21 protein-coding genes and 1 pseudogene are annotated in these 26,537 nt (G+C 68.6%); 7 read left to right on the top strand and 15 right to left on the bottom strand.

Annotation, left to right across the window (positions count from 1 at the left end):
* Nucleotides 1-9 precede the first annotated feature (9 nt).
* The gene (locus WJ16_RS32545) at nucleotides 10-894 is read right to left on the bottom strand and encodes an alpha/beta fold hydrolase (RefSeq protein ID WP_069261037.1); all 885 of its coding nucleotides are present in this window, start codon (nucleotides 892-894) and stop codon (nucleotides 10-12) included.
* A 172-nt stretch (nucleotides 895-1,066) separates the two neighbouring features.
* Between WJ16_RS32545 and WJ16_RS32540 the strand changes: the two genes are divergently transcribed.
* From WJ16_RS32540 to WJ16_RS32520, 5 genes are all read left to right on the top strand, one after another.
* Nucleotides 1,067-1,399, top strand: a complete 333-nt coding sequence (locus tag WJ16_RS32540) for a hypothetical protein (protein WP_069261261.1) — start codon at nucleotides 1,067-1,069, stop codon at nucleotides 1,397-1,399.
* A gap of 260 nt (nucleotides 1,400-1,659) precedes the next feature.
* Nucleotides 1,660-2,508, top strand: a complete 849-nt coding sequence (gene hpnD / locus WJ16_RS32535; protein WP_069261260.1) for a presqualene diphosphate synthase HpnD — start codon at nucleotides 1,660-1,662, stop codon at nucleotides 2,506-2,508.
* A 13-nt stretch (nucleotides 2,509-2,521) separates the two neighbouring features.
* On the top strand, nucleotides 2,522-3,775 hold the full coding sequence (gene hpnE, locus WJ16_RS32530; RefSeq protein ID WP_069261036.1) for a hydroxysqualene dehydroxylase HpnE: 1,254 nt from the start codon (nucleotides 2,522-2,524) through the stop codon (nucleotides 3,773-3,775).
* A 15-nt stretch (nucleotides 3,776-3,790) separates the two neighbouring features.
* The gene (shc, locus tag WJ16_RS32525; protein ID WP_069261035.1) at nucleotides 3,791-5,764 is read left to right on the top strand and encodes a squalene--hopene cyclase; all 1,974 of its coding nucleotides are present in this window, start codon (nucleotides 3,791-3,793) and stop codon (nucleotides 5,762-5,764) included.
* Nucleotides 5,765-5,818: 54 nt separating this feature from the next.
* Nucleotides 5,819-6,475 carry a phosphorylase gene (locus WJ16_RS32520; RefSeq protein ID WP_069261034.1) on the top strand — a complete coding sequence of 219 codons (657 nt, stop codon included), beginning with the start codon at nucleotides 5,819-5,821 and terminating at the stop codon, nucleotides 6,473-6,475.
* 120 nt (nucleotides 6,476-6,595) lie between these two features.
* Here WJ16_RS32520 and WJ16_RS32515 read toward each other — a convergent pair whose 3' ends face one another.
* Both WJ16_RS32515 and hpnN read right to left on the bottom strand, forming a co-directional pair.
* A complete protein-coding gene (locus WJ16_RS32515) occupies nucleotides 6,596-7,570 on the bottom strand; it encodes an MlaA family lipoprotein (protein ID WP_069261033.1) in 975 nt (324 codons plus the stop codon).
* On the bottom strand, nucleotides 7,563-10,196 hold the full coding sequence (gene hpnN, locus WJ16_RS32510; protein ID WP_069261032.1) for a hopanoid transporter HpnN: 2,634 nt from the start codon (nucleotides 10,194-10,196) through the stop codon (nucleotides 7,563-7,565). Before hpnN ends, WJ16_RS32515 begins: the two co-directional genes overlap by 8 nt.
* 311 nt (nucleotides 10,197-10,507) lie before the next feature.
* Here hpnN and WJ16_RS32505 point away from each other — a divergent pair, with 311 nt between their 5' ends.
* A complete protein-coding gene (locus WJ16_RS32505) occupies nucleotides 10,508-11,104 on the top strand; it encodes an MlaC/ttg2D family ABC transporter substrate-binding protein (RefSeq protein ID WP_069261031.1) in 597 nt (198 codons plus the stop codon).
* Nucleotides 11,105-11,185: 81 nt separating this feature from the next.
* Here WJ16_RS32505 and WJ16_RS32500 read toward each other — a convergent pair whose 3' ends face one another.
* On the bottom strand, nucleotides 11,186-11,824 hold the full coding sequence (locus WJ16_RS32500; protein WP_069261030.1) for a TetR/AcrR family transcriptional regulator: 639 nt from the start codon (nucleotides 11,822-11,824) through the stop codon (nucleotides 11,186-11,188).
* Nucleotides 11,825-11,968: 144 nt separating this feature from the next.
* Here WJ16_RS32500 and WJ16_RS32495 point away from each other — a divergent pair, with 144 nt between their 5' ends.
* Complete coding sequence (locus WJ16_RS32495) at nucleotides 11,969-13,489, top strand: DHA2 family efflux MFS transporter permease subunit (RefSeq protein WP_069261029.1); 1,521 nt, start codon at nucleotides 11,969-11,971, stop codon at nucleotides 13,487-13,489.
* Nucleotides 13,490-13,543: 54 nt separating this feature from the next.
* Here WJ16_RS32495 and WJ16_RS32490 read toward each other — a convergent pair whose 3' ends face one another.
* From WJ16_RS32490 to WJ16_RS32440, 11 genes and pseudogenes are all read right to left on the bottom strand, one after another.
* Nucleotides 13,544-14,188, bottom strand: a complete 645-nt coding sequence (locus tag WJ16_RS32490; RefSeq protein WP_069261028.1) for a response regulator — start codon at nucleotides 14,186-14,188, stop codon at nucleotides 13,544-13,546.
* A gap of 31 nt (nucleotides 14,189-14,219) precedes the next feature.
* Nucleotides 14,220-15,602 carry a cache domain-containing protein gene (locus tag WJ16_RS32485; protein ID WP_069261027.1) on the bottom strand — a complete coding sequence of 461 codons (1,383 nt, stop codon included), beginning with the start codon at nucleotides 15,600-15,602 and terminating at the stop codon, nucleotides 14,220-14,222.
* Nucleotides 15,603-15,738: 136 nt separating this feature from the next.
* Nucleotides 15,739-17,301 carry a sensor domain-containing diguanylate cyclase gene (locus tag WJ16_RS32480; protein WP_069261026.1) on the bottom strand — a complete coding sequence of 521 codons (1,563 nt, stop codon included), beginning with the start codon at nucleotides 17,299-17,301 and terminating at the stop codon, nucleotides 15,739-15,741.
* Between the two features lie 574 nt (nucleotides 17,302-17,875).
* Nucleotides 17,876-20,050 carry a malate synthase G gene (locus WJ16_RS32475; protein ID WP_069261025.1) on the bottom strand — a complete coding sequence of 725 codons (2,175 nt, stop codon included), beginning with the start codon at nucleotides 20,048-20,050 and terminating at the stop codon, nucleotides 17,876-17,878.
* 43 nt (nucleotides 20,051-20,093) lie between these two features.
* Entirely contained in the window at nucleotides 20,094-20,498 is a 405-nt protein-coding gene (locus WJ16_RS32470) for a GlcG/HbpS family heme-binding protein (protein WP_069261024.1), read from the bottom strand.
* Nucleotides 20,499-20,513: 15 nt separating this feature from the next.
* A pseudogene (locus WJ16_RS34550) lies at nucleotides 20,514-20,829 on the bottom strand (hypothetical protein); the annotation flags it as partial.
* A 55-nt stretch (nucleotides 20,830-20,884) separates the two neighbouring features.
* Nucleotides 20,885-21,202: a hypothetical protein gene (locus tag WJ16_RS32460; protein WP_069261022.1), complete on the bottom strand. Its 318-nt coding sequence runs from the start codon at nucleotides 21,200-21,202 to the stop codon at nucleotides 20,885-20,887.
* 148 nt (nucleotides 21,203-21,350) lie between these two features.
* A complete protein-coding gene (locus WJ16_RS32455) occupies nucleotides 21,351-22,202 on the bottom strand; it encodes a carbohydrate ABC transporter permease (protein WP_069261021.1) in 852 nt (283 codons plus the stop codon).
* A 17-nt stretch (nucleotides 22,203-22,219) separates the two neighbouring features.
* Nucleotides 22,220-23,170, bottom strand: coding sequence for a carbohydrate ABC transporter permease (locus WJ16_RS32450; protein WP_069261020.1), 951 nt, complete (start codon nucleotides 23,168-23,170; stop codon nucleotides 22,220-22,222).
* 54 nt (nucleotides 23,171-23,224) lie between these two features.
* Nucleotides 23,225-24,484 (bottom strand): ABC transporter substrate-binding protein, encoded by a 1,260-nt coding sequence (locus tag WJ16_RS32445; RefSeq protein WP_069261019.1) that lies wholly within the window; start codon nucleotides 24,482-24,484, stop codon nucleotides 23,225-23,227.
* A 64-nt stretch (nucleotides 24,485-24,548) separates the two neighbouring features.
* Nucleotides 24,549-26,534: a beta-galactosidase gene (locus WJ16_RS32440; RefSeq protein WP_069261018.1), complete on the bottom strand. Its 1,986-nt coding sequence runs from the start codon at nucleotides 26,532-26,534 to the stop codon at nucleotides 24,549-24,551.
* Nucleotides 26,535-26,537: the final 3 nt, after the last annotated feature.

The following is a 26,537-nucleotide window of genomic DNA, read 5'->3' as shown; positions in this document are numbered from 1 at the left end:
GGCAAGCGCTCAGCTTTTCGCGATGCCTGCCAGCACGCCGGCGAGCACGGCCGGCTGCGACATGAACGGCGAATGGCTGCTGTCGAGCTGGTGCACGCGGGTCGGGTTGCCCGGCGCGAACGCGTCGGCTTCGTCGATGAAGCGCTGCTGCAGCGCGGGCAGGATCACGCGATCCTGCAGGCACTTGATGTAGTGGCGCTCGATCGCGCCCCAGCGCGCGGCCGTCGTCGGGATCGCGGTCGCGAACGGCGCGGCCGGCACGTCGCAGGTCATCAGGTTCGCCACCGCTTCGAAGTCGGCCTGCGGCACGTCGTCGTACAGCGCGCGCTTCGCGAGGTCGCGATACGCGGCGTCGCCGCTGCGCGGATCGATGCGCAGCGCGCCGGCCACGCGCGGGCTCGCCAGCATCAGCGGCCCGAGCATTTCGCCCTTGTTCTCGGGCGCGCGCACGTAGTCGAGGCCCGGCACGCCCGACGCGGGCATGAAGGCCGCGAGATAGACGATCTTCGCGATCTTGTCCGGCGCGCGTTCGGCGGCCGCCGTGATCGCGAGGCCGCCCATGCTGTGCCCGACCAGCACGACCTTGCCGCGGCCGAGCGCGTACGCGTCGTCGACCGCCTGCATCACCTGCGTCGCGTAATCGTCGAGCGTCGTGTTCGCGACCGGCGACGGCTCGGCGCCGAACGCATCCTTGTCGAGCGGGCGTGCGAGGTACGCGGCGGGAAAGCGGGCATGGATGCCGTGCGCCGGCAGGTCGCGCGCGATCGACAGGTGGCCGCGCGCGGCCAGCGCGGCCGCGACGTGCGCGTAGCACCACGCGCCGTGCCAGGCGCCGTGCACGAGCACGAAAACGGGATGATCGGACTGCGGGGTGGCGCTTGCGTTCGTCTCCATGGTGTCCGGCTCTTCAGATTTCGAGAAAGCTGTCATCTTAGACGAACCCGCGTGCGCCCAGACAGGCCGGCTTCGGCTCCCTTCTTGTCTCGTACAGGCCACATTTCGGCCGTATCCGATTTGAATTTCCCCCGAAGCACGCTAATTTGTTGCTTTGCTCGCGATTGCGCCCATGAACGTCGACTATCTCTTCTACCGGAAGCCGGACAAACCCGGCCCCTATTCGCTCGACGACCTGGGCGACATCGCGCCGCCGATCGGCCCGGGCGACCTCGTGCGCGCGGGCATCGCGCGCGTGTTCGAGCAGATCGACTGGCAGGAATCGCCGGATGTTCCGGGCGCCTGGTTCGGCACGGGCGGCGCGGTGTTCCAGTTCACCGCGGAGCCCGACGGCCGCGTGACGAGCTTCATGGGATCGCGCCTCGAGCGCCGCTCGATGCTGCAGCTCACCCGCGAAATGGGGCTGATTGCGCTCGATCTGCAGCGCGACATCGTCTACGGCTGACGCGCCGCGGGCGCCGGATTGCGCCCCGGCCGGCCGCGCTTGCCGGCCAGCGCGTTGCGGCACGCCGCCCGGCGCGGCGCGTGTCCGCCATCGAACTTCAAAGATTGCTATACTTTCGGCCATTTCCGGCTTCCGGCCGGTAATTTGTGCCTGTCTGCGTCGATCGTTCGCATATCTCGCACGCATTTGACACCCTGACCATCCCCCGCCGGGCATGGCTTCTTCAATCGCCCCGCGTGGGTGTCTCCGTGGAGCTCGTCTTGGCCGTTTCCCATTCCGTCGTGGACGAACCAGAAACCGACGCCGCTGCCGTCACATCGGGCAGTTCCTTCTACCTTGCGATGCGCATCCTGCCTGCCGTGCAGCGCGATGCGATGTTCCAGGTCTACGCGTTTTGCCGCGCGGTCGACGACATCGCCGACAGCGACCTGCCGCGCGCCGAGCGCAACGCGGGCCTCGACCGCTGGCGCGCGGACATCGACGCGTGCTACGCCGGCCGCCCGCCGCGCCACCTGGCTGCGCTCGACCGCGAGATCCGCGCATTCAACCTGCAGCGCGACGACTTCCACGCGATGATCGACGGCATGGCGATGGACGCGGTCGAAGACATCTGCGCGCCCGACGAACCGACGCTCGACCTCTTCTGCGATCGCGTCGCGAGCGCGGCCGGCCGGCTGTCGGTGAGGATATTCGGGATGCCGGAAGCCGAAGGGATCGAGCTGTCGCATCACCTCGGCCGCGCGCTGCAACTGACCAACATCCTGCGCGACATCGACGACGATGCGGCGATCAACCGGTGCTACCTGCCGCGCGAACTGCTCGCGCGCGAAGGCATCGCGATCACCGACCCGGCGACGATCGTGCGCAATCCGGCGCTGCCGCGCGTGTGCGCGACGCTCGTCGAGCGCGCGCTCGAGCACTTCCGCCAGGCCGACGCGGTGATGGATACCTGCCCGCGTGCGCAGGTGAAGGCGCCGCGCATCATGTCGGGCGCGTACCGCTGCATTCTCGAAGCCGCGATCGCACGCGGCTTCGCGTTCCCGCGCGCGCCGCTGCGCAAGCCGAAGGCGCGCATGCTGATGATCGCCGCGCGCTACGCGCTGTTCTGAGCCGACCGAGTCGATGCCCAGGACCGTCCACGTGATCGGCGCCGGCGTTGCCGGCCTGTCGGCCGCGGTCGAGCTGCAACGCCGCGGGCGACGCATCGTGCTGCACGATGCGCACGCGCATGCGGGCGGCCGCTGCCGCACGTGGTTCGACGGGACGCTGAACACGACGCTCGACAGCGGACTGCACACGGTGTTCGCGGGGCAGTCCGCGACGCAGCGCTACCTGCGCGCGATCGGCGCGGCCGATCAGCTCGCAGGGCCCGCGTGGGCTGAATTCCCGGTCGTCGACATCGCGTCGCAGCAGCGCTGGACGCTGCGCTTCGGCAACGGGCGCTGGCCGTCGTGGCTGTTCGATGCCGCGTCGCGCGCGCCGGGCACGACGCCGCTCGACTACCTCGCGCTCGCCCCGCTCGCGTTCGCGCGCACGGGCCGCTCACTCGCCCAGACGATGCGATGCGACGGCCTGCTGTGGGAACGTTGGCTGCGGCCGTATTGCCTCGGTGTGCTGAACGTCGAGCCGCGGCATGCAAGCGCCGAACTCGCACGCGCCGCGCTGTGCGGCACGTTTGCCGCGGGGGGCCCCGGCTGCCGCGCGCTCGTCGCGCGCCACGGCCTCGGCAGCGCGTTCGTCGAACCGGCGCTGCGGATGCTGCAGCACGGCGGCGCGCAGATCCGCCTGAACTCGCGGCTCGACGCGTTCGAATTCGGCGCGCACGGCAACGCGGTCGATGCGGTGTCGCTCGGCGGCGAGCGGCTCGATCTCGCGCCGGGCGATGCCGTCGTGCTGGCCGTGCCGCCGGAGGTTGCGCTGCCGCTCGTGCCCGAACTCACTGCGCCCGATACGTTCAGCGCGGTCGTGACCGCGTATTTCGCGGTCGACGCGCCGGCCGGCGTGCCGCTGCAGACGGCCGTGATCAACGGCGTCGTCGATGCGGTGCGCACCGGCGGCGGCCTGCTCGCGGCGACGATCCGCGATGCGGGCCGCTGGCTCGACACGCCGCGCGACACGCTCGCGCGGCGCATCTGGGAAGACGTCGCGCGCGTGACCGGCGCGAACCCGGAAACCATCCCCGCGTGGCAGCTCGTGCTCGAGCCGCGCGCGGGCTTTGCGGCGGTGCCGTCGCAGGAAATGAAGCGTCCGGCCGTGCGTACGCGCTGGACCAATCTCGTGCTGGCGGGCGACTGGATTGCCACCGGCCTGCCCGCCACGATCGAGGGTGCGATCCGCTCCGGCCAGCTGGCCGCGGACGTGCTCCAGACACAGTAAGTAACAGAGGGACCGATGAACGATCTCACCGAAATGGCTACCCTGTCCGCCGGCACCGTGCCGGCCGGCGTCGATGCGGCCGTCGCGCGTGCGACCGACGCGCTGCTGGCCGCGCAGAACGCGGATGGCCACTGGGTCTACGAACTCGAAGCCGATTCGACGATTCCCGCCGAATACGTGCTGCTCGTCCACTATCTCGGCGAGACGCCGAACGTCGAACTCGAACGCAAGATCGGCATGTATCTGCGCCGCATCCAGCAGGCCGACGGCGGCTGGCCGCTGTTCACCGACGGCGCGCCGAACATCAGCGCGAGCGTGAAGGCGTATTTCGCGCTGAAGGTGATCGGCGACGACGAGAACGCCGAGCACATGCAGCGTGCGCGCCGTGCGATCCACGCGATGGGCGGCGCCGAGATGTCGAACGTGTTCACCCGCATCCAGCTCGCGCTGTACGGCGCGATTCCGTGGCGCGCGGTGCCGATGATGCCGGTCGAGATCATGCTGCTGCCGCAGTGGTTCCCGTTCCATCTGTCGAAGGTGTCGTACTGGGCGCGCACCGTGATCGTGCCGCTGCTCGTGCTGAACGCGAAGCGTCCGCTCGCGAAGAACCCGCGCGGCGTGCGCATCGACGAGCTGTTCATCGATCCGCCCGTCAACGCGGGGCTGCTGCCGCGCCAGGGCCATCAGAGCCCCGGCTGGTTCGCGTTCTTCCGCGTGGTCGACCATGCGCTGCGCGCGGTCGACGGCCTGTTTCCGAACTACACGCGCGAACGCGCGATCCGTCAGGCCGTGTCGTTCGTCGACGAGCGCCTGAACGGCGAGGACGGCCTCGGCGCGATCTATCCGGCGATGGCCAACGCGGTGATGATGTACGACGTGCTCGGCTACGCGGAAGATCATCCGAACCGCGCGATCGCGCGCAAGTCGATCGAGAAGCTGCTCGTCGTGCACGACGACGAAGCGTATTGCCAGCCGTGCCTGTCGCCGGTGTGGGACACGTCGCTCGCCGCGCATGCGCTGCTCGAGACGGGCGATGCGCGCGCCGAGGACGCGGCGATCCGCGGCCTCGAATGGCTGCGCCCGCTGCAGATCCTCGACGTGCGCGGCGACTGGATCTCGCGCCGTCCGCACGTGCGGCCCGGCGGCTGGGCGTTCCAGTACGCGAACGCGCACTACCCGGACGTCGACGACACGGCGGTGGTCGCGGTCGCGATGGATCGCGCGCAGAAACTCAGGCAGAACGATGCGTATCGCGATTCGATCGCGCGTGCGCGCGAGTGGGTCGTCGGGATGCAGAGCAGCGACGGCGGCTGGGGCGCGTTCGAACCGGAAAACACGCAGTACTACCTGAACAACATTCCGTTCTCGGATCACGGCGCGCTGCTCGATCCGCCGACGGCCGACGTGTCGGGCCGCTGCCTGTCGATGCTGTCGCAGCTCGGCGAGACGCCGCTGAACAGCGAGCCGGCGCGCCGTGCGCTCGACTACATGCTCAAGGAGCAGGAGCCGGACGGCAGCTGGTACGGCCGCTGGGGGATGAACTACGTGTACGGCACGTGGACGGCCCTGTGCTCGCTGAACGCGGCCGGCCTGCCGCCGGACGATCCGCGCATGAAGCGCGGCGCGCAGTGGCTGCTGTCGATCCAGAACAAGGACGGCGGCTGGGGCGAGGACGGCGACAGCTACAAGCTGAACTATCGCGGCTTCGAACAGGCGCCGAGCACCGCGTCGCAAACCGCGTGGGCGCTGCTCGGCCTGATGGCGGCCGGCGAGGTGAACAACCCGGCCGTCGCGCGCGGCATCGACTACCTGATCGCCCACCAGAACGAAGCGGGCCTGTGGGACGAGGCGCGCTTCACGGCGACGGGCTTCCCGCGCGTGTTCTACCTGCGCTACCACGGCTATCGCAAGTTCTTCCCGCTGTGGGCGCTCGCACGCTACCGCAATCTGAAGCGCGACAACACGACGCGCGTGACGGTCGGGCTGTAACGCGTGGGCGCATCTCGGCACAACGGCGCATTGCCCGTCATCGCGGTGACGGGGATGGCGTTCGAGGCGCGCATCGCACGCGGCTACGGCGTCGAGGCCGTATTCGCCGCGCGGGCCGACCGGCTCGAGCGCGCGCTGGCCGACGCGACCGCGCGCGGTTGCGCGGGCATCGTGAGCTTCGGCACGGCGGGCGGGCTCGCGCCCGATCTGGAACCCGGGGCGCTCGTGATCGCGAACGCGATCGACGGGCCGTTCGGCCGCGTCGAGACCGATACGGGCTGGAGCGCGCGGCTCGTCGCGGCGCTGCACGACACGCCGGTGTGGGCGCGCGTCACGCGCGGCACGATCGCGGCGGTCGGTGCGCCGGTCGTCACCGAACAGGAAAAGGCGTCGTTGCACCACGCGAAGGGCGCGCTCGCCGTCGACATGGAGTCGCACATCGCGGCGGCCTTCGCGGCTGCGCGCGGCGTGCCGTTCGCGGTGTGCCGCGCGATCGTCGATCCGGCGTGGCGCACGTTGCCGCGCGCGGCGACGGCCGGCCTGCGCGACGACGGCAGCACGGCGATCGTGCCGATCCTGCGGGAATTGCTGAAGCAGCCGTCGCAGCTCGGCCCGCTGCTGCAGGTCGCGAGCGATGCGCGCGCGGCGCGCACGACGCTGATCCAGGCACGGCACGCATTCGAGCGTACGGGCGCGATGCGGATCGTCTGAGCGGCACGGGCCGCTTTTCTCGCCTTCCCTCCCGGCTTTCCGTTTCTCGCGGACAAAAAAAGAGCGCTGCAGATGTGATTTGCAGCGCTCTTTTTCTTTGCGGCGGTAGCCGCTGCCGCGTTACTTCTGCGCGGCCGGATTGCTCGCGGGAAGGGTGGGCGCGGGTGCCGATGCCGCAGCCGGCGCAGCAGCCGACGCCGCAGCAGGCGCACTCGCCGGCGTCGCATTATCCGCACCCGGATCGTCGTACTGCGGCAATCCCGGCGCCGCCGGCGCGCTGTTCGGCGTGGTGCCCGATGCGCCGCCCGATTCGCCCGGGTCCTCGTAGTTCGGCAGCCCCGGCACGGCCGGCGTCGCGGCCGGCACCGCGCCCGCTTCACCCGGTTCGCTGTAGTTCGGCACCGTGGCCGACGACGACTGGCTGCGGTACGTCAGCGACTTGCGCTGCTGCAGGTACGCGTCGCGCACGAACGAATACGGATCGAGCGCGGCCTGCTTCAGCAGGTCGGTCGCACCGAGCAGGTCCGAACGCGCGCTGATGAACTGCGCGATGTACATCGGGTTGCGCGCAGCCGGCTCGATGTAGTTGAGCAGGTTGAAGCGCACGTCCACCGCGCGGCCGACGCCGTCGCGGATCGTGCTCGGCCCGAACACGGGCAGCACGAGGTACGGGCCCGACGGCACGCCCCAGCGCGCCATCGTCAGCCCGAAATCCTGGTGATGCTTCGGCAGCCCGGCCGGCGTCGCGATGTCGATCAGGCCGGCGACGCCGAACACCGAGTTCATCGCCACGCGCATCAGATCCTCGGTGGCGTCGGTGATGCGCAGCTGCAGCAGGTTGTTCGCCATGTTGCCGAGATCGCCGAGGTTCGAGAAGAAGTTGCTGATCGCGGTGCGCACGGGCGTCGGCGTGACCTTCTGGTACCCCTTCGCGATCGGCTGGGCGATGTTCGTGTCGACGGTGTCGTTGAACTTGTACATCGCCCGGTTCATCGGCTCGAGCGGGTCGTTGGGGTTGCGGTTCGGTCCCGTCGCGCAGCCGCTCAGCATTGCGCTGGCGGCAACGGTCGCCGCAATGATTCGCACCTTATTCATTGATTCCTTGCGATTGGTTCTGGGCGCGTTTGACGCGCGGTTTGCCCATCAGGACGGGCTGGAACACCACGGCGCCGATCAGCGTGCAGGTCAGGGCCAGCGCGAGCAGCTTGCCCATGCTCGACGTGCCCGGATGGTGCGACAGCCACAGGCTGCCGAATGCGGTCGCCGTCGTCGCGGCGCTGAACAGCACGGCATGCGTGAGGCTCGAATGCAGCAATCCGGTTTGCCCCGCGCGCCACGCCATCACGAAATACACCTTGAACGCGACGCCGACACCGAGCATCAGCGGCAGCGCGATGATGTTCGCGAAGTTGAGCTGGATGCCGAGCACCACGCACATCTCGAGCGTGACGATGCCCGATACGAGCAGCGGCACCAGCGTGCGCAGCACGTCGCCGAAACGGCGAAGCGTGATCCACAGCAGGATCGTGATCGAGAGGATCGACCACAGCGCCGCATGGAGGAACGCGTTGATGATCGTGTCGGCCGAATGCAGGATCGAAATCGGTCCGCCGGTCGCGCCCGGTTCCGCGGCCTTCACGGTCGTCGCGAAACGGCGCAGCATCGTGTCGTCGTTCGGGTCGACACCCTTCGGCACCTTCGGCGAAATCTGCACGAGCGCGCTACCGTTCGGCGCGACCCAGTCGCGCACCAGCTGCGGCGGCAGCGATTCGCGCGTGATGTCCTGCGGCTGCAGCAGCGAAGCGAGCTGGTTGAGCGCGATGCGCAGCGTGTCGGAGAACGCGCGCTCGGCGCGGTCGCGCGTCGCGGCGTCCGCGGCGGCGAGCTTCGCGAGCGACGCGGACAAATGCTGCGCGGCGGCCGCACCCGGGCCCGGGTGATCTTCGGCCGCGTAGCTCAGCAGGTTCGACACGCGCTTGAGCGCGGCGACGCGCTGCGCGTCGGTCGCGGGCGGCGCGGCCGGCTGAGTCAGCGCGGGCAGCAGGTCGCTCGCGGCCGCGGCGATCGCCGCGCGCTTGGCCGGCTGGTCGGCGGGAATGAAGGTCGACAGCGTGGTCGTGCGGCCGACCTCGGGCAGCGCGTCGAGGCGCTTCGCGGCCGCGTCGGCCTCCGCGAGCGACGGCGCGAGCAGCGTGACGTCGTTGACGGCCGCTTCCGGCGAATCCTTCAGCGCGAGCAGCGTCGCCATCGATTCGCTGTGCGGATCCTTCAGGTGCAGCGGATTGAAGTCGAAGCGCAGGAACGCGAGCAGCGGCAGCGCGCCGATCACGACCACGAGCGTGCCGATCAGGATCGGCTTGCGATGACGATCGAGGCAATCGTCGACCGGCGCGAGCCACGGGAAGCCCGGCGTCTTCGATTCGCCCGGCGGCGCGAACAGGCGCAGCAGCGCGGGCAGCAGCGTGACCGTGGTGAGCAGCGCGACGAACATCCCGACGCCCGCGATCAGGCCGAGCTCGGACACGCCGCGATAGGCGGTGGGGATGAACGAGAAGAAGCTCGCCGCGACGGCCGCGGTGGCCAGCGCGAGCGGCATGCCCATCGAGTGCGCGGCGCCGATCAGCGCGTGGTCGATGCGCGGATCGCGGAAGCGTTCCTCGCGGTATTTCACGCCGTACTGGATCGAGAAATCGACGCCGAGGCCGACGAACAGCACCATGAACGCGACCGAAATCATGTTCAGCGAGCCGACCATCGCAAGGCCGAGCGCGGCGGTCACGACGAGGCCGACGAACAGCGTGACGAGCACCGAGCCGATCATCCGCTTCGAGCGCAGCGCGAGCCACAGGATGACGAGCACGGCGAGCAGCGTGAGCACGCCGTTGAGTGCCGCGCCATCCTCGACCGACGCGAATTCGTCGTCGGCGAGCGGCTGTTCGCCGGTCAGGCGCACGACCGCGCCGTAGCGCTTTTCGAGATCGAGCGAGCGGGCCGCGTCGCGGATCACCTGGCTGGTTTCCGCGCCGGCTTTCAGCGCGCCGTAGTTGACCACCGGCTGCACGGTGACGAACGCGCGCGCGGGTTGCCGCGCGGCGTCGTTGTCGACCAGCGCGCGCCACGAGAATGCGGCCGGCTTGCCGGCCAGCACGTCGTCGACCGTCGCGGCGCTGCGCGCGAGCAGCTTCGCCATCGCGGGCAGCTTCACCTGGCCGGTCAGCAGCGGCTGGCCGAGCGTGGTGGACAGCGTGGTCGCGAGCCCGGTCAGGCTCGGGTTCTTCGCGAGCTCGTTGACGAGCGGGCGCGCGCTCGCGAGCTGCGACGTGGTGTCCGCGACTTCCTGCGGCGACAGGAACAGCAGCCCGTTGTGCTCGAAGAACGGCCCGCCGCCGGGTTCGGCGACCTGGCCGATGCGGCCGCCATCGGCATCCTTCTGCAGCGCTTCGGTCAGCGCATGCGCGGCGGCCGTCGCGAATTCGGGCGCGGGCGCCTCGACGACCGCGAGGATCGTGCCGTTGCGCTGTGGGAACGCCTTGTCGACGGCCTGGCCGAGCGCGGCCCATTGCGGTTCGGCATCGACGAGCTTGCTGATGTCGGTGTTGATCTTGAAATGCTGCGCGACGTAGACGCCGCTGAAGGCGGCGATGACGAGCGACAGGACGACGACCCAGACGGGGCGGCGCACCGACCACGCAACGAGTCGGACGATGAGAGATGTCACCATGTGGCGGTGGGGAGCGGCTGGCAAGGGCAAAGTAGCCAAGTATACCGGCGCGGCGTGACGACGGTCGTGACGTTGGGGGTTTCAGGGGCGGGAAGGAAATTTGCTCGCGGCGGCGGAATCGGTATCGATGACCGGTTCGTTTGTATGGGGATATTTACATAATCGACGCCGCCCGGCCGCGCCTGTGACAAATGAAGCTGAAAGGTAACAGTCGGTCACCGCGGGGCAGCGGAGCGTCGGGCCCGGTATACTTCGCATCACCGGTCGATGCAAAGAGCCGGTCGTTTTTTCTCATCGAGTGCGATATCCGTATGAAACGTCATCTGTTTGCTTTCGTCGCGGCGGCCGCCGTGTCGGTTTCCGCTTTCGCGCAGAGCGCACCGGTCGATATCGTCCGCAATGCGGTCGAGGGCACCGTCAACGCGATGAAGGCCGATCCGGCCGCACGCGGCGGCGACATGGCGAAAATCACGCAAGTCGTCGAGCAGCGCTTCCTGCCGGTGACGAACTTCGAGCGCACGACCCGCATCGCGGTCGGCGACGCGTGGAAGCAGGCCACGCCGCAACAGCAGCAGGAGCTGTACAAACAGTTCCGGCTGCTGATGACGCGCACCTACGCCGCGTCGCTCGCGCAGCTGGGCAGTCAGGACGCGAAGTTCTCGTTCAAGGCCGGCGGCGCGTCGGGTGCCGACGCGCTCGTGCAGTCGACGGTCACGACGCCGGGCGACAGCCAGTCGGTCGGCTATCGGCTCGGCAAGGTCGGCAGCGACTGGAAGATCTACGACATCGACATGTCGGGCGCGTGGCTGATCCAGGTCTACCAGGGGCAGTTCAAGAGCCAGCTCGCGGCAGGCGGGATCGACGGCTTGATCGCGTATCTGCAGAAGCACAATTCGCGGACGAACTGACGGTCGCGGCGTGAGCCGATCCCCGGATGCACGAAGGGCGCCCTCGGCGCCCTTTTTTCATGGCGCCGCGTCGGTGGCGCGTCACGCGCCCGCGCCGAGCATCCGCAGGCAATCGTCGATCACCGCATCGACGAACGCGGTGCGATCCGTTTCCGGCGCCGCGATGATGTGATCGGTCGCGCCGTGCACGCCCGCATAGATCAGCAGCGCGGTGACCTGCGGGTGCGCGAGCCGCCAGGTGCCGGCCCGTGCGCCGCCGTCGAGAATCGCGCCGAGCTGTTCGAGGATCGCGTTCTTGTCGGCATTCGTGCGATCGTGGTGATGGTGGTTCGTGTAGACGATATCGTGCGTGCGGTAGGTCGCCGCGTAGGTTTCGATATTCGCGCGGATCCATGCGCGCAGGCGCGCGAGCCAGTCGTCAGCGTCGCATGCGTCCACCGCGCGCTGCAGGCGGTCGACGAACGTCGACGTGTAGCGCTGCGCGAGCGCGGCGAGCATGTCGGACTTCGATTCGAAGTAGTGATAGAACGTGCCCTTCGCGACCTGCGCGTGCTCGACGATCTCGCTGATCGTCGTCGCTTCCACGCCTTGCGCGAGAAACAGCGTCTCGGCCGCGGCCATCAGTTCCTCGAGGCGCACTTCCGCCGGCTTCGTGCGCGGCTTGCCTGCAGGAATATCGTCCTTCCCTGTCGTGAGTCCTGCCTGTGTCCTGTCCGTCATCGCGCGGCTCGACGCCCGTTCGTGCAAAGCCCGCAGTTTAGGCCAGCGCCCCGGTCACGGCCAACGCAATCCATTGACCGACGGTCGGTCGATATATATGATGAGAATCATTCTCGTCTTCGCGCCCGTGAAGGGCGGACCGCCATGTCTCGCTACCGTCGCGCCGCGCTCGTCCTCGCCGCCTGTCTCGGCACCTTTCTCGCCACGCTCGACATCAGCATCGTCAACGTCGCGTTGCCGACGCTGCAGACGGCGCTCAATACCGATATCGGCGGCCTCCAGTGGGTCGTCAACGCGTATGCGCTCGCGCTGTCGGCGTTCATGCTGTCGGCCGGGCCGCTCGGCGATCGCTACGGACACAAGCGCGTGTGGCTCGCCAGCGTGATCCTGTTTACGGCCGGCTCGGTGCTCTGCGCATGCGCGGGCAGCATCGAGCCGCTGCTGATCGGCCGCGCGATCCAGGGGCTCGCCGGTGCGCTGCTGATTCCCGGTGCGATGCCGATCCTCACGCATGCGTTCCCCGATGCGCGCGAGCGCGCCCGTGCGATCGGCGGATGGTCAGCGTTCAGCGCGCTTGCGCTGATCCTCGGGCCGCTGGTGGGCGGCCTGCTCGTCGAGCATGGCGGATGGCAGAACATCTTCCTCGTCAACGTGCCGATCGGCATCGCGACCGTGCTGCTCGGCGCGTGGGGCATTCCGGAGCGCCGGCATCCGCAGCATGCGGCGTTCGATCCGCTCGGCCAGGCGCTGAGCGTCGTCTGGCTCGGGTTGCTCACGTACGGGCTGATCGGTATCGGCGAAGCCGGCATGTCGTACGCGAAGGTGCTCGCGCCCCTGGCGGGCGCCTCGGTGGCGTTCGTCGTGTTCGTGCGGGTCGAAATGCGCGTCGAGCGGCCGCTGCTGCCGGTATGGCTGTTCCGCGACCGGCGGCTGATGCGCGCCAATCTCGCGTCGTTCGTGCTCGGGTTCTCGGGGTACAGCAGCCTGTTCTTCCTGTCGCTGTTTCTGCAGCAGGCGCAGGGGCGCACGCCCGCCGAAACCGGCTGGCAGCTGATGCCGCAGTTCGTGATGACGGCGATCACGTCGATGCTGTTCGGGCGCATCGCGGCGCGCATTGCGATGCACGCACTGATGGTCGCGGGGTACGGGCTGGTCGGCGCGATGCTTGCAGTGATGTCCGGCTTCGGTGCGGGAACGCCGTATCTGCCGGTCGGCCTCGCGCTCGCGGTGCTCGGCATCGGCATGGGGCTCGCGGTGCCCGCGACCGGCATGACCGTGATGGAACTGGCGCCGGCCGAACGCGCCGGCATGGCGTCGGCGACGATGAACGCGTTGCGCCAGACCGGGATGAGCATGGGCATCGCGGTGCTCGGCAGCGTGATGAGCGTCGATGCGTTGCATCGGATGACGGCAGCGATGCAGGCGGGGGGAAGCGCGCAAGCGGATACGCTCGCGCGGCAGGCGGTGATGGAGCATGTGTTCGCCGCCGCCCGGCCGGAACTGCTCGGTGCGTATCGGGATGCGATGGCGCACGGGTTTTCGGTGGCGGTTCTGTGTTCCGGAATCCTGAGTATTGCGGTCGCCATGATGCTGACGATGCGGCGTGAAACGATGCAGCAGGACGAACGCGCGGCAGCGTGCGTGACGTCCTCGCGGCCGGAATGATGTGGCGTGCCGGACTCGCCTTTCGTGGCGGATCGCGTCGTCCGCCGGATGGGCCTACTTCCGCCGATGCTCGACCGCGAACTTGATCAGCTCGGCCTGCCCTTCGATCTCCAGCTTGCGCTTCAGATTGAGCCGGTGCGTCTCGACCGTGCGCACCGACAGCCCCGTCTGCTGCGCGATCTGCTTGCTCGATAGTCCCTCGGCCAGCGCGTCGAGGATGTCGCGTTCGCGCGGCGTGAGCCGGTCGAGCGGCGACGCGGTCGCGCTCGCGTGGATCATCCGCGCGGCCAGCCCTTCGCTGAAGAACGTCTGGCCGGCCAGCACCGCGCCGATCGCGCGCACGATCTCGCTCGCGGGCGAATCCTTCAGCAGATAGCCGCTCGCGCCGGCGCGCACGGCCTGCGTCACGTATTCGATGTTGTCGTGCATCGACAGCATCAGCACGCGAATGCCCGGAAAGCGCTCGTGGAACACGCCCGCGAGCGTGATGCCGTTCATCCCGTTCATGCCGACGTCCATCAGTGCGAGATCCGGTTCGAGCGACGCCGCGAGCGCGAGCGCCTCGTCGGCGTTGCCGGCTTCGCCGACGACGGACAGATCGGCCGCTTCGAGCCGCATCCGCAAGCCGTCGCGCACGAGCGGATGATCGTCGACGAGCAGCAGTCGGGCGACGGGCCGGGCGGTGTCGGGGGCGCTCATGCGTGAAAGGTCTCCTGTTAGGGGTGCGCCGTCACGCGGCGGCGGGCAGCGGCACGCGCGCGGCGACGATCGTGTGGCCGACCTGCGACGCGATCGTCAGCGTGCCGCCGAGCGCGTCGAGACGCTCGCGCATGTTGCGCAGGCCGATGCCGCGGCGCGCGTCGGCCTGCGAGCGTTCGGCGTCGAAGCCGCAGCCGTTGTCGGCGATGGTCAGTGTGACGGATTGCGCGCCGACGTCGAGCGTGACGGCCGCGCGCGACGCCCGCGCATGATGCACGATGTTGCTCAGCGCTTCCTGCGCGATCCGGAACAGCGCGGTGTTGACCGGCGCGGGCAAAGGCCGGGTACCGCTGTGCGCGACCTGCGTATAGCCGATGTCGATGCCGCTTTCGGCACCCAGCTCGCGCACCAGTTGTTCGAGTGCGGCCGCGAGGCCGAGATCGTCGAGCATCGCGGGGCGCAGCGCGTGCGAGATGCGCCGCACCTCGCGCAGCGTGTCGCCGAGGCGCACGACGCCCGATGCCAGCGCCTGCTCGGCTTCGGGCACGCGCGCCGAGCCGCGTTCGAAGCGCGCGAGCGCGGATTCGAGCATCAGCTTCGCCGACACCATCATCTGGCTGATCCCGTCATGCAGCTCGCGCGACAGCCGCGCCCGTTCCTGTTCCTGGGATTCGACGACGCGCTGCGCGAGCAGCTTGAGCTTCGCGTCGGCGCTGCGCGACTCGCTGACGTTCAGCACCAGCGCGCACACGGCGATCGCCGCCGCGCCCGTGAGCGCGATCGCGGTGAGCCAGCTCATCGTGCGCTCGATGTTCGCGGACGCGCGCGCGTCGATGCGCTGCAGCGCGGTGTCGACGTCGTCGAGATAGATGCCGGTGCCGACCATCCAGCCCCAGCGTTCGAGCGCGACGACATAGCCGAGCTTCGGCGCGACGCGGCCCGTCGACGGCCGCTGCCACGCGTAGCGCACGTAGCCGCCGCCGCTCGACGCCGCGCCGATCAGCTTCTGGATCGTCAGCGCGCCCTGCGGGTCGCGCATCGACCAGTAGTTGTGGCCGACGCGCTCGGGCTCGCGCGGATGCATCAGCGAATTGCCGTGCAGGTCGTACACGAAGAAATAGCCGTCGGGGCCGAAATCCATCTTCTGCAGCATCGCGAGCGCCTGCGTGCGCAGCAGCGCATCGTCGCGCGCATTGCGGCCGCTGGCGTCGTAGAGCGGCATGATCGCGCTCGTCGCGAGCTCGACGTAGTGCTTCAGCTCGACTTCCTTGCTCGACAGGTACGCGGCCTGGATCGTCGCGTGCTGCGTGCGCGCGAGGGACGTCGCCTGCTGGCGCACGCCGAAGCCGATGCCGGCGATCGCGAGCAGGAACGGCACGATGGCCAGAAGGAAGATCTTTGCCTTGAGTCTCATGGTGGTGCGAAGCGGCCGCGCACCGGCGCGGGCCAGTCGGGCGCGTCAGCCGCACGGCGGCGTGTCGAGGCGACATTGTCGGCGATTTTGCGCACGGGCGGCGACGGCGGTCGCCCGGCGCCCGGCGCCCGGCCGCTCAGGCCTGCCGTGCAGCGAGGCCGCCGGAAGCGGCCGTGTGCACGACGATGCGGTTGCGCCCGCCTTCCTTCGCGCGATACAGCGCGTCGTCGGCCATCTTCAGCGCGGCCTGCATGTCGTCGTCGCATTCGGGATAGCTGGTCGTCACGCCGATGCTCACCGTCAGGCGCCCCGTCGCGGCGGCGTCGTGCCGGATGCCGAGATCGAGGACACCCGTGCGGATCGTCTCGGCAATCGCCGTCGCGCCGTTCGTGTCGACGTCCGGCAGCACGACGACGAACTCCTCGCCGCCGTAGCGCGCCGCGTAATCGGCCGGGCGGCGCAGGCACCCGGCGATGCAGTGGCCGACCGCGGCGAGCGCGTCGTCGCCGGCCTGGTGCCCCTGCGTGTCGTTGTAGCGCTTGAAGTAGTCGACGTCGATGAACAGCAGCGACAGCGCGTGCTGCGAGCGCGCGGCACGGCGCCATTCGCGCTCGAGTGTGACGTCGAGCATCCGGCGGTTGTCGAGGCCCGTGAGGCCGTCGGTGCGCGCGAGCGCCTGCAGCTCGGTTTCCGCGCGGTGGCGCTTGCGCAACTGCACGTCGAGCAGCAGCGACAGGCCGACGAAGCCGATCGCGAGCGCGACCATCGCGGAGCCGATCGGAATCGCACGGTCGTACCACGCGGCGTAGGTATCGGCTTCCGAGCGCGCGACCATGATGATGAGCGGCAGGTGCTCGAGGTGCCGGAACACGTACAGGCGTCGCACGCCGTCGATCGACGCGGTGTCGGCGAAGCTGCCTTCGCTGGCGGTCATGAAGCGCCGGAACGTGCTGGCGCGGCTGATGTCGCGACCGACGATCTTCGGGTCGTACGGCTCGCGCGCGAGCATCTTGCCATCGGTATTGATCAGCGCGATCGAGCCGCGGTCGCCCAGCGACAGCCGTGAAAACAGGTTCTGGAAATATTCGAGCCGGATCGACATCACGGCGACGCCGCCGAACGAGCCGTCGGGCCTCGTGATCCGCCGGCTGAGCGCGATGCTCGGCGAGCCGCCGCGCAGCCGCGAAAAATACGGCGGGCTGACGTACAGGCCGACGTCGGCGCGGTCGCGGTGCACGGTGAAGTACGGCTCGTTGGCGAAGTTGGCCTTGCGCGGCACGTCGCTCTTGCCGTCGACCGCGATGTCGCCCTTCGCGTCGAGCACGTAGATGCCGCCGAGGTACTTGGCGGTCGTCGCGCGATCGAACAGCACCTGGCGGCGCAGCGGCATCGGCAGCTTGATGACATCGGGGTCGTTCTCGCCCTCGACGACGGCCTGCAGCGACAGCGAATAGATTTCGATGTTGCGCTCGATGTCCCACGACGCCATCAGCGCGAGGTTCTGCTGCATCGCGGCTGCGCGGTCGCGCGCGTCGATGCGGCCTTCGTACAGCACGATCCCGCACAGGATCAGCAGGAGCAGCGCGATCAGCAGCCCCGCATAGAAGATCCGGTGCGGCAGCAGGAACCGTCGCAGGTGAGCGGCGATCCGGCTCGTCAGGCCGGTTGCGCCGGGCATTGCGTAGTCGGTTTCTGCCATGGTCAGTGGATCGTTGGGGATTGCCGCCGGGAGGCGGGCCGATGCGATTGTTCGTATGACGTGTCGGCGTCGAGCCGTGATGCAGCCATTTCGAGCCTGCCTGCCGGGCGGCGGAGAAAATGGATACCGATTATCGGGAATCGCGGCCAGATATACCGGTAAATCAAACGTTCATCGGTGACATCCGCGCCGATTCGACGATCCGACGAATCGGGGAGCGCGAATCCAACGGAGTATAGCGCGCACGTCCGCGCGCGCGGAAAATGTTGCGAACCGTTGATCCGGGTCAAATTACGGTGAATACCCGGGCTTGCGAATATCGGGCAGCGCGTTGCGGCGCAAGGCTTCGCGGCATGAGGAGCCGTGGCGCGCGGGATGCCGTCGCCGATTTCTCCTGGTTAACGGCACGCCAACGCGAAAAATGAACGCATCCGGTATGTGCCGATTATTCGATTCAACGGTCGGGCGAACGCGAATATGAAAACGGGCGGCCGTTGCGACCGCCCGTTTCGTGAAGCCGGAGTACGGGGCTTACGGGCTCCCGGCATGCCGGGAGCCCGCAGCCCGCCCGTGCTCAGGCGCCGTGTTGCTGTGCCTTGAACGCGAGCCGGAACCGGTGCAGCAGCGGCTCGGTATAGCCGCTCGGTTGCGACGTGCCCTGCAGCGCGAGCGCGCACGCGGCCTGGAACGCGGTCGACCGGTCGTAGTCGGGCGCCATCGGGCGATAGTTCGGGTCGCCGGCGTTCTGCTGGTCGACGACACGCGCCATCCGCTTGAACACGTCGAGCACGAATGCTTCGGTGATCACGCCGTGGCGCAGCCAGTTCGCGATGTGCTGGCTCGAGATGCGCAGCGTCGCGCGGTCTTCCATCAGGCCGACGTCGTGGATGTCCGGCACCTTCGAGCAGCCGACGCCCTGTTCCACCCAGCGCACGACGTAGCCGAGGATGCCTTGCGCGTTGTTCTCGACTTCGCTCAGGATCTCGGCGTCGCTCCACTGCGTGCGCTCGACGACAGGCACCGTCAGCAGCCCTTCGAGCAGCGCGTCGCGCTCGCTCGCGTACGGCGTCTTTTCGAGTTCCTGCTGGACGGCCTGCACGTCGACGAGATGGTAGTGCAGCGCGTGCAGCGTCGCGGCGGTCGGCGACGGCACCCATGCGGTGTTCGCGCCGGCGCGCGGATGCGCGATCTTCTGTTCGAGCATCGCGTGCATCAGGTCCGGCATCGCCCACATCCCCTTGCCGATCTGTGCGCGGCCGCGCAGCCCGGCCGACAGGCCCGCGAGCACGTTGTTGCGCTCGTACGACTGGATCCACGCCGACGACTTCATGTCGCCCTTGCGGATCATCGGGCCCGCTTCCATCGCGGTGTGCATCTCGTCGCCGGTGCGGTCGAGGAAGCCGGTGTTGATGAACGCCACGCGCGCGGCGGCCGCGGCGATACACGCGGCGAGGTTCACGCTCGTGCGGCGCTCCTCGTCCATGATGCCCATCTTCAGCGTGTTGCGCGGCAGGCCGTACAGATCCTCGATGCGCGCGAACAGCATGTCGGCGAACGCGACTTCGTCCGGGCCGTGCATCTTCGGCTTCACGATGTAGATCGAGCCGGTGCGCGAGTTGCGCTTCGCCTTCAGGTCGTGCAGCGCGCACAGCACCGTGACGACGCCGTCGAGGATCCCTTCCGGAATCTCGTTGCCGTCGCGGTCGAGCACCGCGCCGTTGGTCATCAGGTGGCCGACGTTGCGCACGAACAGCAGCGAGCGGCCGTGCAGCGACAGCGTGCCGCCGGCGGGCGTCGTGTACTCGCGGTCGGCGTTCAGGCGACGCGTGAAGGTCTTGCCGCCCTTCGCGACCTCTTCGACCAGCGTGCCCTGCATCAGCCCGAGCCAGTTGCGGTAGAGCTGGACCTTGTCGTCGGCGTCCACCGCCGCGACCGAATCCTCGCAGTCGATGATCGTGCTGACCGCGGCTTCGAGCACGACGTCCTTCACGTGCGCGAGATCGGCGCGGCCGATCGGCGTCGACGCATCGATCTGGATCTCGAGGTGCAGGCCGTTGTGCTTCAGCAGGATCGCGGACGGCGCGCCGGCGGCGCCCTGGTAGCCGACGAACTGCGCCGGTTGTGCGAGGGACACGACGCCTTTCGCGGTTTCGACGGCAAGCTGGCCGTCCTGCACGCGATAGCGCAGCGCGTCGCGGTGCGAGCCGCTCGCGAGCGGCGCGGCGTTGTCGAGCACGTTGCGCGCGTAGTCGATCACGCGCTGGCCGCGCGTCGGGTTGTATGCCGACGTGCGTTCGGCGCCGCCGTCTTCGGGCAGCGCGTCGGTGCCGTACAGCGCGTCGTACAGGCTGCCCCAGCGGGCGTTCGCGGCGTTCAGCGCGTAGCGCGCGTTCGACAGCGGCACGACGAGCTGCGGGCCGGCCTGCGTGGCGATCTCGCTGTCGACGTTCGCGGTGGCTGCCGCGACGTTCGACGGGACCGGCACGAGGTAGCCGATGCGTTCGAGGAACGCGCGATACGCGGCATGGTCGCGCACGGGGCCGGGGTGCGCGCGGTGCCAGGTGTCGAGTTCCTGCTGCAGACGGTCGCGTTCCGCAAGGAGTTCGCGGTTGCGCGGCGCCAGGTCGTGCACCAGGGCCGAGAAGCCGCTCCAGAACGCGGCCTGGTCGATGCCGGTGCCCGGCAGCGCTTCGTTTTCAATGAACTGGCTCAGCGCGGGTGCGACTTGCAGTCCTGCTTGGTCGATCATCGTGATTCCTCCCGGGGAAAAATGCGCGCGCGGCTTTGGCTGGTCACGCCGCGACGCTTTGTGTGCCGGCGCGGGCGATCTGCGCGTCCTGTTCGGACTTTACGCCAGACACACCGATCGCGCCCGCGATCCGGCCGCCGACCGCGACCGGCACGCCGCCTTCGAGCAACCCCGTCAGCGGCGCGCTCAGAAACGCGGTGCGGCCACCGTTGATCATATCCTCATACGCCTTCGTCTCGCGCCGGCCCAGCGCCGCCGCGCGCGCCTTGTCCTGCGCGATGGTGGCGCTGGCCGCCGATGCGCCGTCCAGGCGCGCGAACGCGAGCAGGTGGCCGCCGTCGTCGACGACGGCGATCGACACGGCCCAGCCGTGGCGTTCCGCCTCCGCGCGGGCGGCGGCGAGCATGCGGTCCGCATCGGCGAGTTCGAGTTCGGGTTTCATCTGCATGGCATTCCTCCGGAATCAGTCGGTTGACGAGGGGGTGTCGACGAGCTCGATCCAGTGGCGCACCGGCGTGCGGCCCGCGCCGTTCAGGTGAGTCTGGCACCCCATATTCGCCGTGACAATCAAATCCGGTCGCGCGGCTTCGCGCGCATCGAGCCGGCCAGCGCGTCGAGCGGCTCGGCCGCGACGACCTCGGCGAGATCGCGCGCGAGCGCGCTCATACGTTGCGCTTTTCCGCATAGACGGGGTCGGAGCGCAACAGGTCGCCGTATTCCTGCACGAACGCGCCGCAGCCGCTCGCCGTCAGCACGATCGCTGGCGCGCCGGCTTCGATCAGGCCGCCGGATGCGGCCCGGCAGCGAAATGCGTCGACGAGATCGACCCGACGATCACTCGGCCTGCGCCCGCGCGGGATAGGGATCGCATCGGTCACGGTCGTCCTCTGATGGGCCGCTGCGCGGGCCCGAGTCCAGCCAGCCCAGGTTGAACTGAGTATGGCTGTAATAGCACCGCCGCGTTGGCCGGCCGGACACGGTCTTGTCGTCCGGGGTCAACGTGTCCAGTTCGAGCGGCGTGGAAGGAAACACGACATCGGCGAGCGAAACCGGATTGACCAGACTTTCGTTGCGCCACCATTGCGCCGCGTCGCCGGCTACCACGCGACGACTGATCGACGCCTCGCCGTGCGCGGCGTAATAGAGCGCCATGGGCCGGTTCAACCGCGCGTCGTCGCTGGCTTCGAAGTGAAACAGCTTGCTAGGGACAAACAGGTCCTTTGGAATAACAAAAAAAGCCCGCCGAAGCGGGCAACCTCACGATGCGGAGGGGGAGATACGAATACGCGGGGCTGCGCGCTCAGCCTTTGGTCGCACCAAACGTCAGCCCTGCCACGAAATGCTTCTGCATCGCGAAGAACATCGCGACCGACGGCAGCGCGGCCAGGATCGATCCGGCCGAAACAAGATTCCACGAAGTCGTCCACTGCCCCTTCAGCGCGGCCACACCCGCCGTGATCGGCGCGGCCTCGTCGCCTTGCGTCAGACACAGCGCCCAGAAGTAGTCGTTCCACACGAACGTAAAGACGAGAATCGCCAACGCAGCGAGCGCCGGCCGGATCAACGGCAACACGATCTTCCAGAACACCGTCCATTCGCCCGCCCCTTCGATCCGCGCCGCCTCGATCAACTCGAACGGCAACTGCTTGATGAAGTTGCGCAGAAACAGCGTGCAGAACCCCGTCTGGAACGCGACGTGAAACAGGATCAGCGCCTCGACCGTATTGAACACGCCGAGCCTGAGCGACAGATCCCGCACCGGAATCATCAGCACCTGCACCGGCACGAAGTTGCCGGCAACGAACGTCCCGAACAGCGCGGTACTCCCGCGAAACCGGTAGGTCGCCAGCGCAAAGCCGGCCATCGCCGCGAGCGCGATCGACCCGACGACGGAAGGCACCGTGATCTGCACGCTGTTCCAGAAGTAATGCAGCATCGGCGACGTCGTCAGCGCGTCGCGATAGTTCTCGATCATCGAGAAGTGCCGTGGCCAGCCCCAGTAGTGGCCTTCGACCAGTTCCTCGGTCGAGCGCACCGACGTGACGAACACCGCGATCATCGGCAGCAGCCAGATCAGCAGCGCGACGGGCAGCGACAGCTTGTACAGCCTGCGCGAGACGGGCTTCCATTGGGCAACGGGAGTCGGAAACATGATGGCCACCGGTCAGGTTATTGCTCGTTGCGCAGCAGGCGGCGCAACTGGAACACGATGTAGACGAGCATGATCGCGAACAGCACGACCGCAATCGACGCGGAATAGCCGAGCCGGTAATACTTGATCGCCTGGTCGTACATGTAATACGCAAGCACGGTCGAGCTTTCGAACGGGCCGCCGCTCGTCATCACCGAGATCAGGTCGAAGCTGCGCAGTGCGCCGATCACCGTGACGACGATCGCCATGAAGGTGGTCGGCCGCAGTTGCGGCAGCACGACGTGCCACAGCAGCGCGAAGCCGCGCGCGCCTTCCATCCGCGCGGCTTCGATCTGTTCCGGGTTGAGCGACGTGAGGCCGGTGAGGTACAGGATCATGCAGTACGCGGTCTGCGGCCACAGCGCGGCGAATACGATGCCGAACGTCGCGTAGCGCGCATCGCCGAGCACGGGGATGCCGTGGCCGGCGATCAGCGCGAGCAGCCCGAACGTCGGATCGTAGAACCACGAGAAGATCAGGCCGACCACCACACCGGACAGCACGAACGGCGCGAAGAACAGCGACTTCACGAGCCGGATGCCGGCCACGGCCTGGTTCAGATACAACGCGAGCGCGAGGCCGAGCGGCGGCGCGAGCATGAAGAGCGCGAGCCAGATCACGTTGTTGCGCAACGCGGTGTAGAACGTCGGCGCCTGCAGCAGCTCGGCGTAGTTCGCGAGACCGACGAAGGTGCGCTCGGTCATCCCGTCCCAGTTGTACAGGCTCAGCCAAAGCGTCGACAGGATCGGCCAGATCACATAGACGGCAACCATCGCGCAGGCCGGCGCGAGAAAGAGCCACGCGGCACGCCGCTGCCGCCGCACGGCGGGCGACGGGCGGCGTGCGGGCGGTGCGGCGGCGGATGTGTCGCGCGGCGGCGGCGCGGCACCGGCACCGGCGGGCGGGGTGGACGTGATCGGACTGGACACGGCAAGCCTCCTGAACGGGCGCGGCGGCACGGGGCCGCCGGTTGGGTCACGCGCTCACTTCTTGTAGATGCGCTTGCGGGTCTGTTCGAGTTGCGCGAGCACCGTATCGAGCTGCGCGGGATTGGCCAGGAACTGCTGCATCCCCTTCATCCCCTCGTCGGCCATTTCCTTCGTCATGTCGCGGTCGTAGAACTGCGCGACGCCGCCTTTCGTGTCGGCGAGGATCCGGAAGCCGATGCGCGAGATCGGATCGGCCGGTTCGGGAGACTTGCTGTTGGCCGACAGCGAACCGAGCCCTTCCGCGAGCTTCGCGCCCATCTCGGGCGTTTCGACGAACGCGAGGAACGTGTGCGCGTCGGCCTTGTTCTTCGCCTTCGTCGGGATATGCAGCGATTCGACCGGGCCGTCCTCGGCGGTCGGCACCTTCGGGTCGATGATCGGAAAGCGGTAGTAGCCCATTTCCTGCTTCACGCTCGGCGGAAAACCCGCCGCGATGAAGGTGCCCATCAGCATCATCGCGGCTTTGCCCTGGAACAGGAACGGCTGCGCGCCGTCGAGATCGTAGGACAGCGCGTTGTCGATGAAGTAGCCGGCATCGATCAGCGATTTCCACGTCGTGTAGACCTTCTTCACGCGTGGGTCGGTGTACGGCACGTCGCCGGCCATCAGTTGCTGGTGGAACGCGTTGCCGTTCAGCCGCAGGTCGAGATAGTCGAACCAGCCGGCGAGCGTCCACGCATCGCGGCCGCCGATCGCGATCGGCGTGATGCCGGCCGCCTTCAGCTTCCTGCACGCGTCGAGAAACTGGTCCCACGTCTTCGGCTCGTCGGCGATGCCGACCTTGCGGAACAGGTCCTTGCGGTAGAACAGCCCCCACGAGTAGTAGACGGTCGGCGCCGCGTACTGCTTGCCGTTGTAAGACGATGCATCGCGCGTCGACGCATACATCGTGCCCCAGCCGTTCTTCGTCCAGTCGCCGCTCAGGTCCTCGAACAGCCCGCGCTTCGCGTAGTACGCCATCCGTTCGCCGGCGTGCCAGTTCACGACGTCCGGCGCGACGGTCGTGAGCCATGCGGGGAGCTGCACCTTGTACGCTTCCTCGTCGACGAAGGTCGCTTTCACGTCGATGTCCGGATGTGCCTTGCGGAACGCGTCGAGCGTCGACTGCCAGACCGCGCGCTGGCTGGCGCCCTTGAACGCGATGTTGATCGTCAGCGTGCCGGCATCGGCGGGCGCCGTCATGCCGAGCGATGCGAAAGCGATGGCGGCTGCCGTGGCGAGCCGGGCGGCGGCGCGAAGGGGGCGATGTGTCATGCGTGTCTCCAGTCCAGTGTGTCGTTGTGCGTGACCGGCGCGTCGTGGCGCCGGTGGCGGGGGGCTACGGTCGGCTTCGATACACGGCCACGTCTTGCGGCCCGACTTGCGCGGCGCCGAGCACGAACGCGGACGGGGGTACGGCGTCGATCGTGTGCGGCGTCGCGCCATAGTTGAACACGTAGGTCAGGCCGCCGCGCCGGCTCACGCGCACGCCGTCGCCGAGCGGCGTCGGCGCGAGGCCGGCTTCGGCCGCGACGTCGGCGAACAGCCGGGCGGTGGTCGCGTCGTCGAACAGCGCGGCCCAGTAGTGCAGCGTGCCGTGCGACACGCAGGCCGGGTGACCGTCGGCGAAGCGCGCACGGACGACGCTGCGCGTGTCGTCGTGCAGCTCGACGAAGTCGCGCCAGTGGCGTGCGGCGCCCGTGAGCGGTGTGCCGTCGCGCAGCGTGCCGTCGATGCGCTCGGTCACGTTCGGCCGCAGCGATTCGACGCGCCACACGCGCACCGGCAGGATCGACGCGAGCGGGCCGGGCGGCAGCGTCGGCGGGATCTGCAGGTCGACGGTCTTCGAACCGGTGCGCGGCCCGAGCACCGCCTGCGCGCCCGACGCGGCGAGCCGTTCGGCGAAATCGTCCGGCACTACCGGCAGCGGCGGCACGACGACGAGGCGGTAACCGTCGAGCGGCGCGTGCGCCGACACGATATCGACGTCGAGGCCGAGCGAACGCAACGCCGAGTAATACTCGAACGCGACGCGCGGGTAATGGAAATCGGCGCCCTGCGGCTGCACTTCGAGCAGCCACTTCGCGTCGTAGTCGAAGACCAGCGCGACGCTCGCGCGTACCGCGCCGTCCGCATCCGCGCCGGCGTCGTGCACGGCCGCGATCTCGCGTGCGACGCGCTGCGCGTCGCGGCCGCCTTCGTCGAGTTTGTCGTCGGGTGTGTGCAGGCCCGCGTGCATCTGCTCCTGCGCGAACGGCGCCTGCCGCCAGCGGAAGTACGATACGCAGCCGGCGCCGTGCGCGAACGCCTCCCAGCTCCACAGGCGCACCATGCCCGGCAGCGGCGCGGGGTTCCATTGCGCCCAGTTCACGGGGCCGGGCTGCTGCTCCATCACCCAGAACGGCAGCTTCGACATGCCGCGGTACAGGTCGTGATTGAACGATGCGAAATCGGGATGGCCGGTGCGCAGCCAGCGCGCCTTCACGTCGGGCGCGAACCACAGCTCCTCGAGCGCGCCGAGCGGGTAGCTGTCCCACGTCGCGACGTCGAGGTCGCGCGCCACTTCGTAATGGTCGAACTCGGTGAACAGCTGCATGAAGTTGTGCGCGACCGGCCGGCCCGGCGAATGCGCGCGGATCACGTCGACCTGCATCCGGTGATAGCGCGCGAGCTCGTCGGATGCGAAGCGCCGGTAGTCGAGGCGATGCGACGGGTGGGCCTCGGTGACGGTGCCGACGGGCGCGTCGACTTCGTCGAAATGGCGATACTCCATGCTCCAGAACACGGTGCCCCACGCGCGGTTCAGCGCGTCGATCGTGCCGTAGCGCGCCTTCAGCCATGCGCGAAAGCGCACGAGCGCGGCTGGCGAATAACTGACGACGGTCTGGTGGCAGCCGAGCTCGTTGTCGGTCTGCCAGTAGCGCACGGCCGGGTGGCGGCCGTAGCGTTCGGCGACCGCCGTGCAGATCGTGCGCGACGCTTCGAGATAGGTCGGCGACGAGAAGTCGTAGTGACGGCGCGAGCCGAAGGCGCGCGGCCGGCCGTCCGCGCCGATCGCGAGGATGTCCGGATGACGGTCGACCAGCCATTTCGGCGGCGTCGCGGTGGGCGTGCACATCACGATTTCGAGGCCGGCCGCGCCGAGCACGTCGACCGCGCGATCGAGCCAGCCCCAGTCGTATTCGCCGGGCGACGGCTCGATACGGCTCCACGCGAATTCGGCGATCCGCACCTGCGCGATGCCGAGCGCTTTCATCCGGCGGGCATCGTCGGCCCACATCGTTTCCGGCCAGTGTTCCGGGTAGTAACAGACTCCGAGGCGCATGCC

The sequence above is a fragment of the Burkholderia metallica genome, from assembly GCF_001718555.1.
Lineage (GTDB): Bacteria > Pseudomonadota > Gammaproteobacteria > Burkholderiales > Burkholderiaceae > Burkholderia > Burkholderia metallica.
This window is presented reverse-complemented; position numbering and strand designations above follow the sequence as displayed.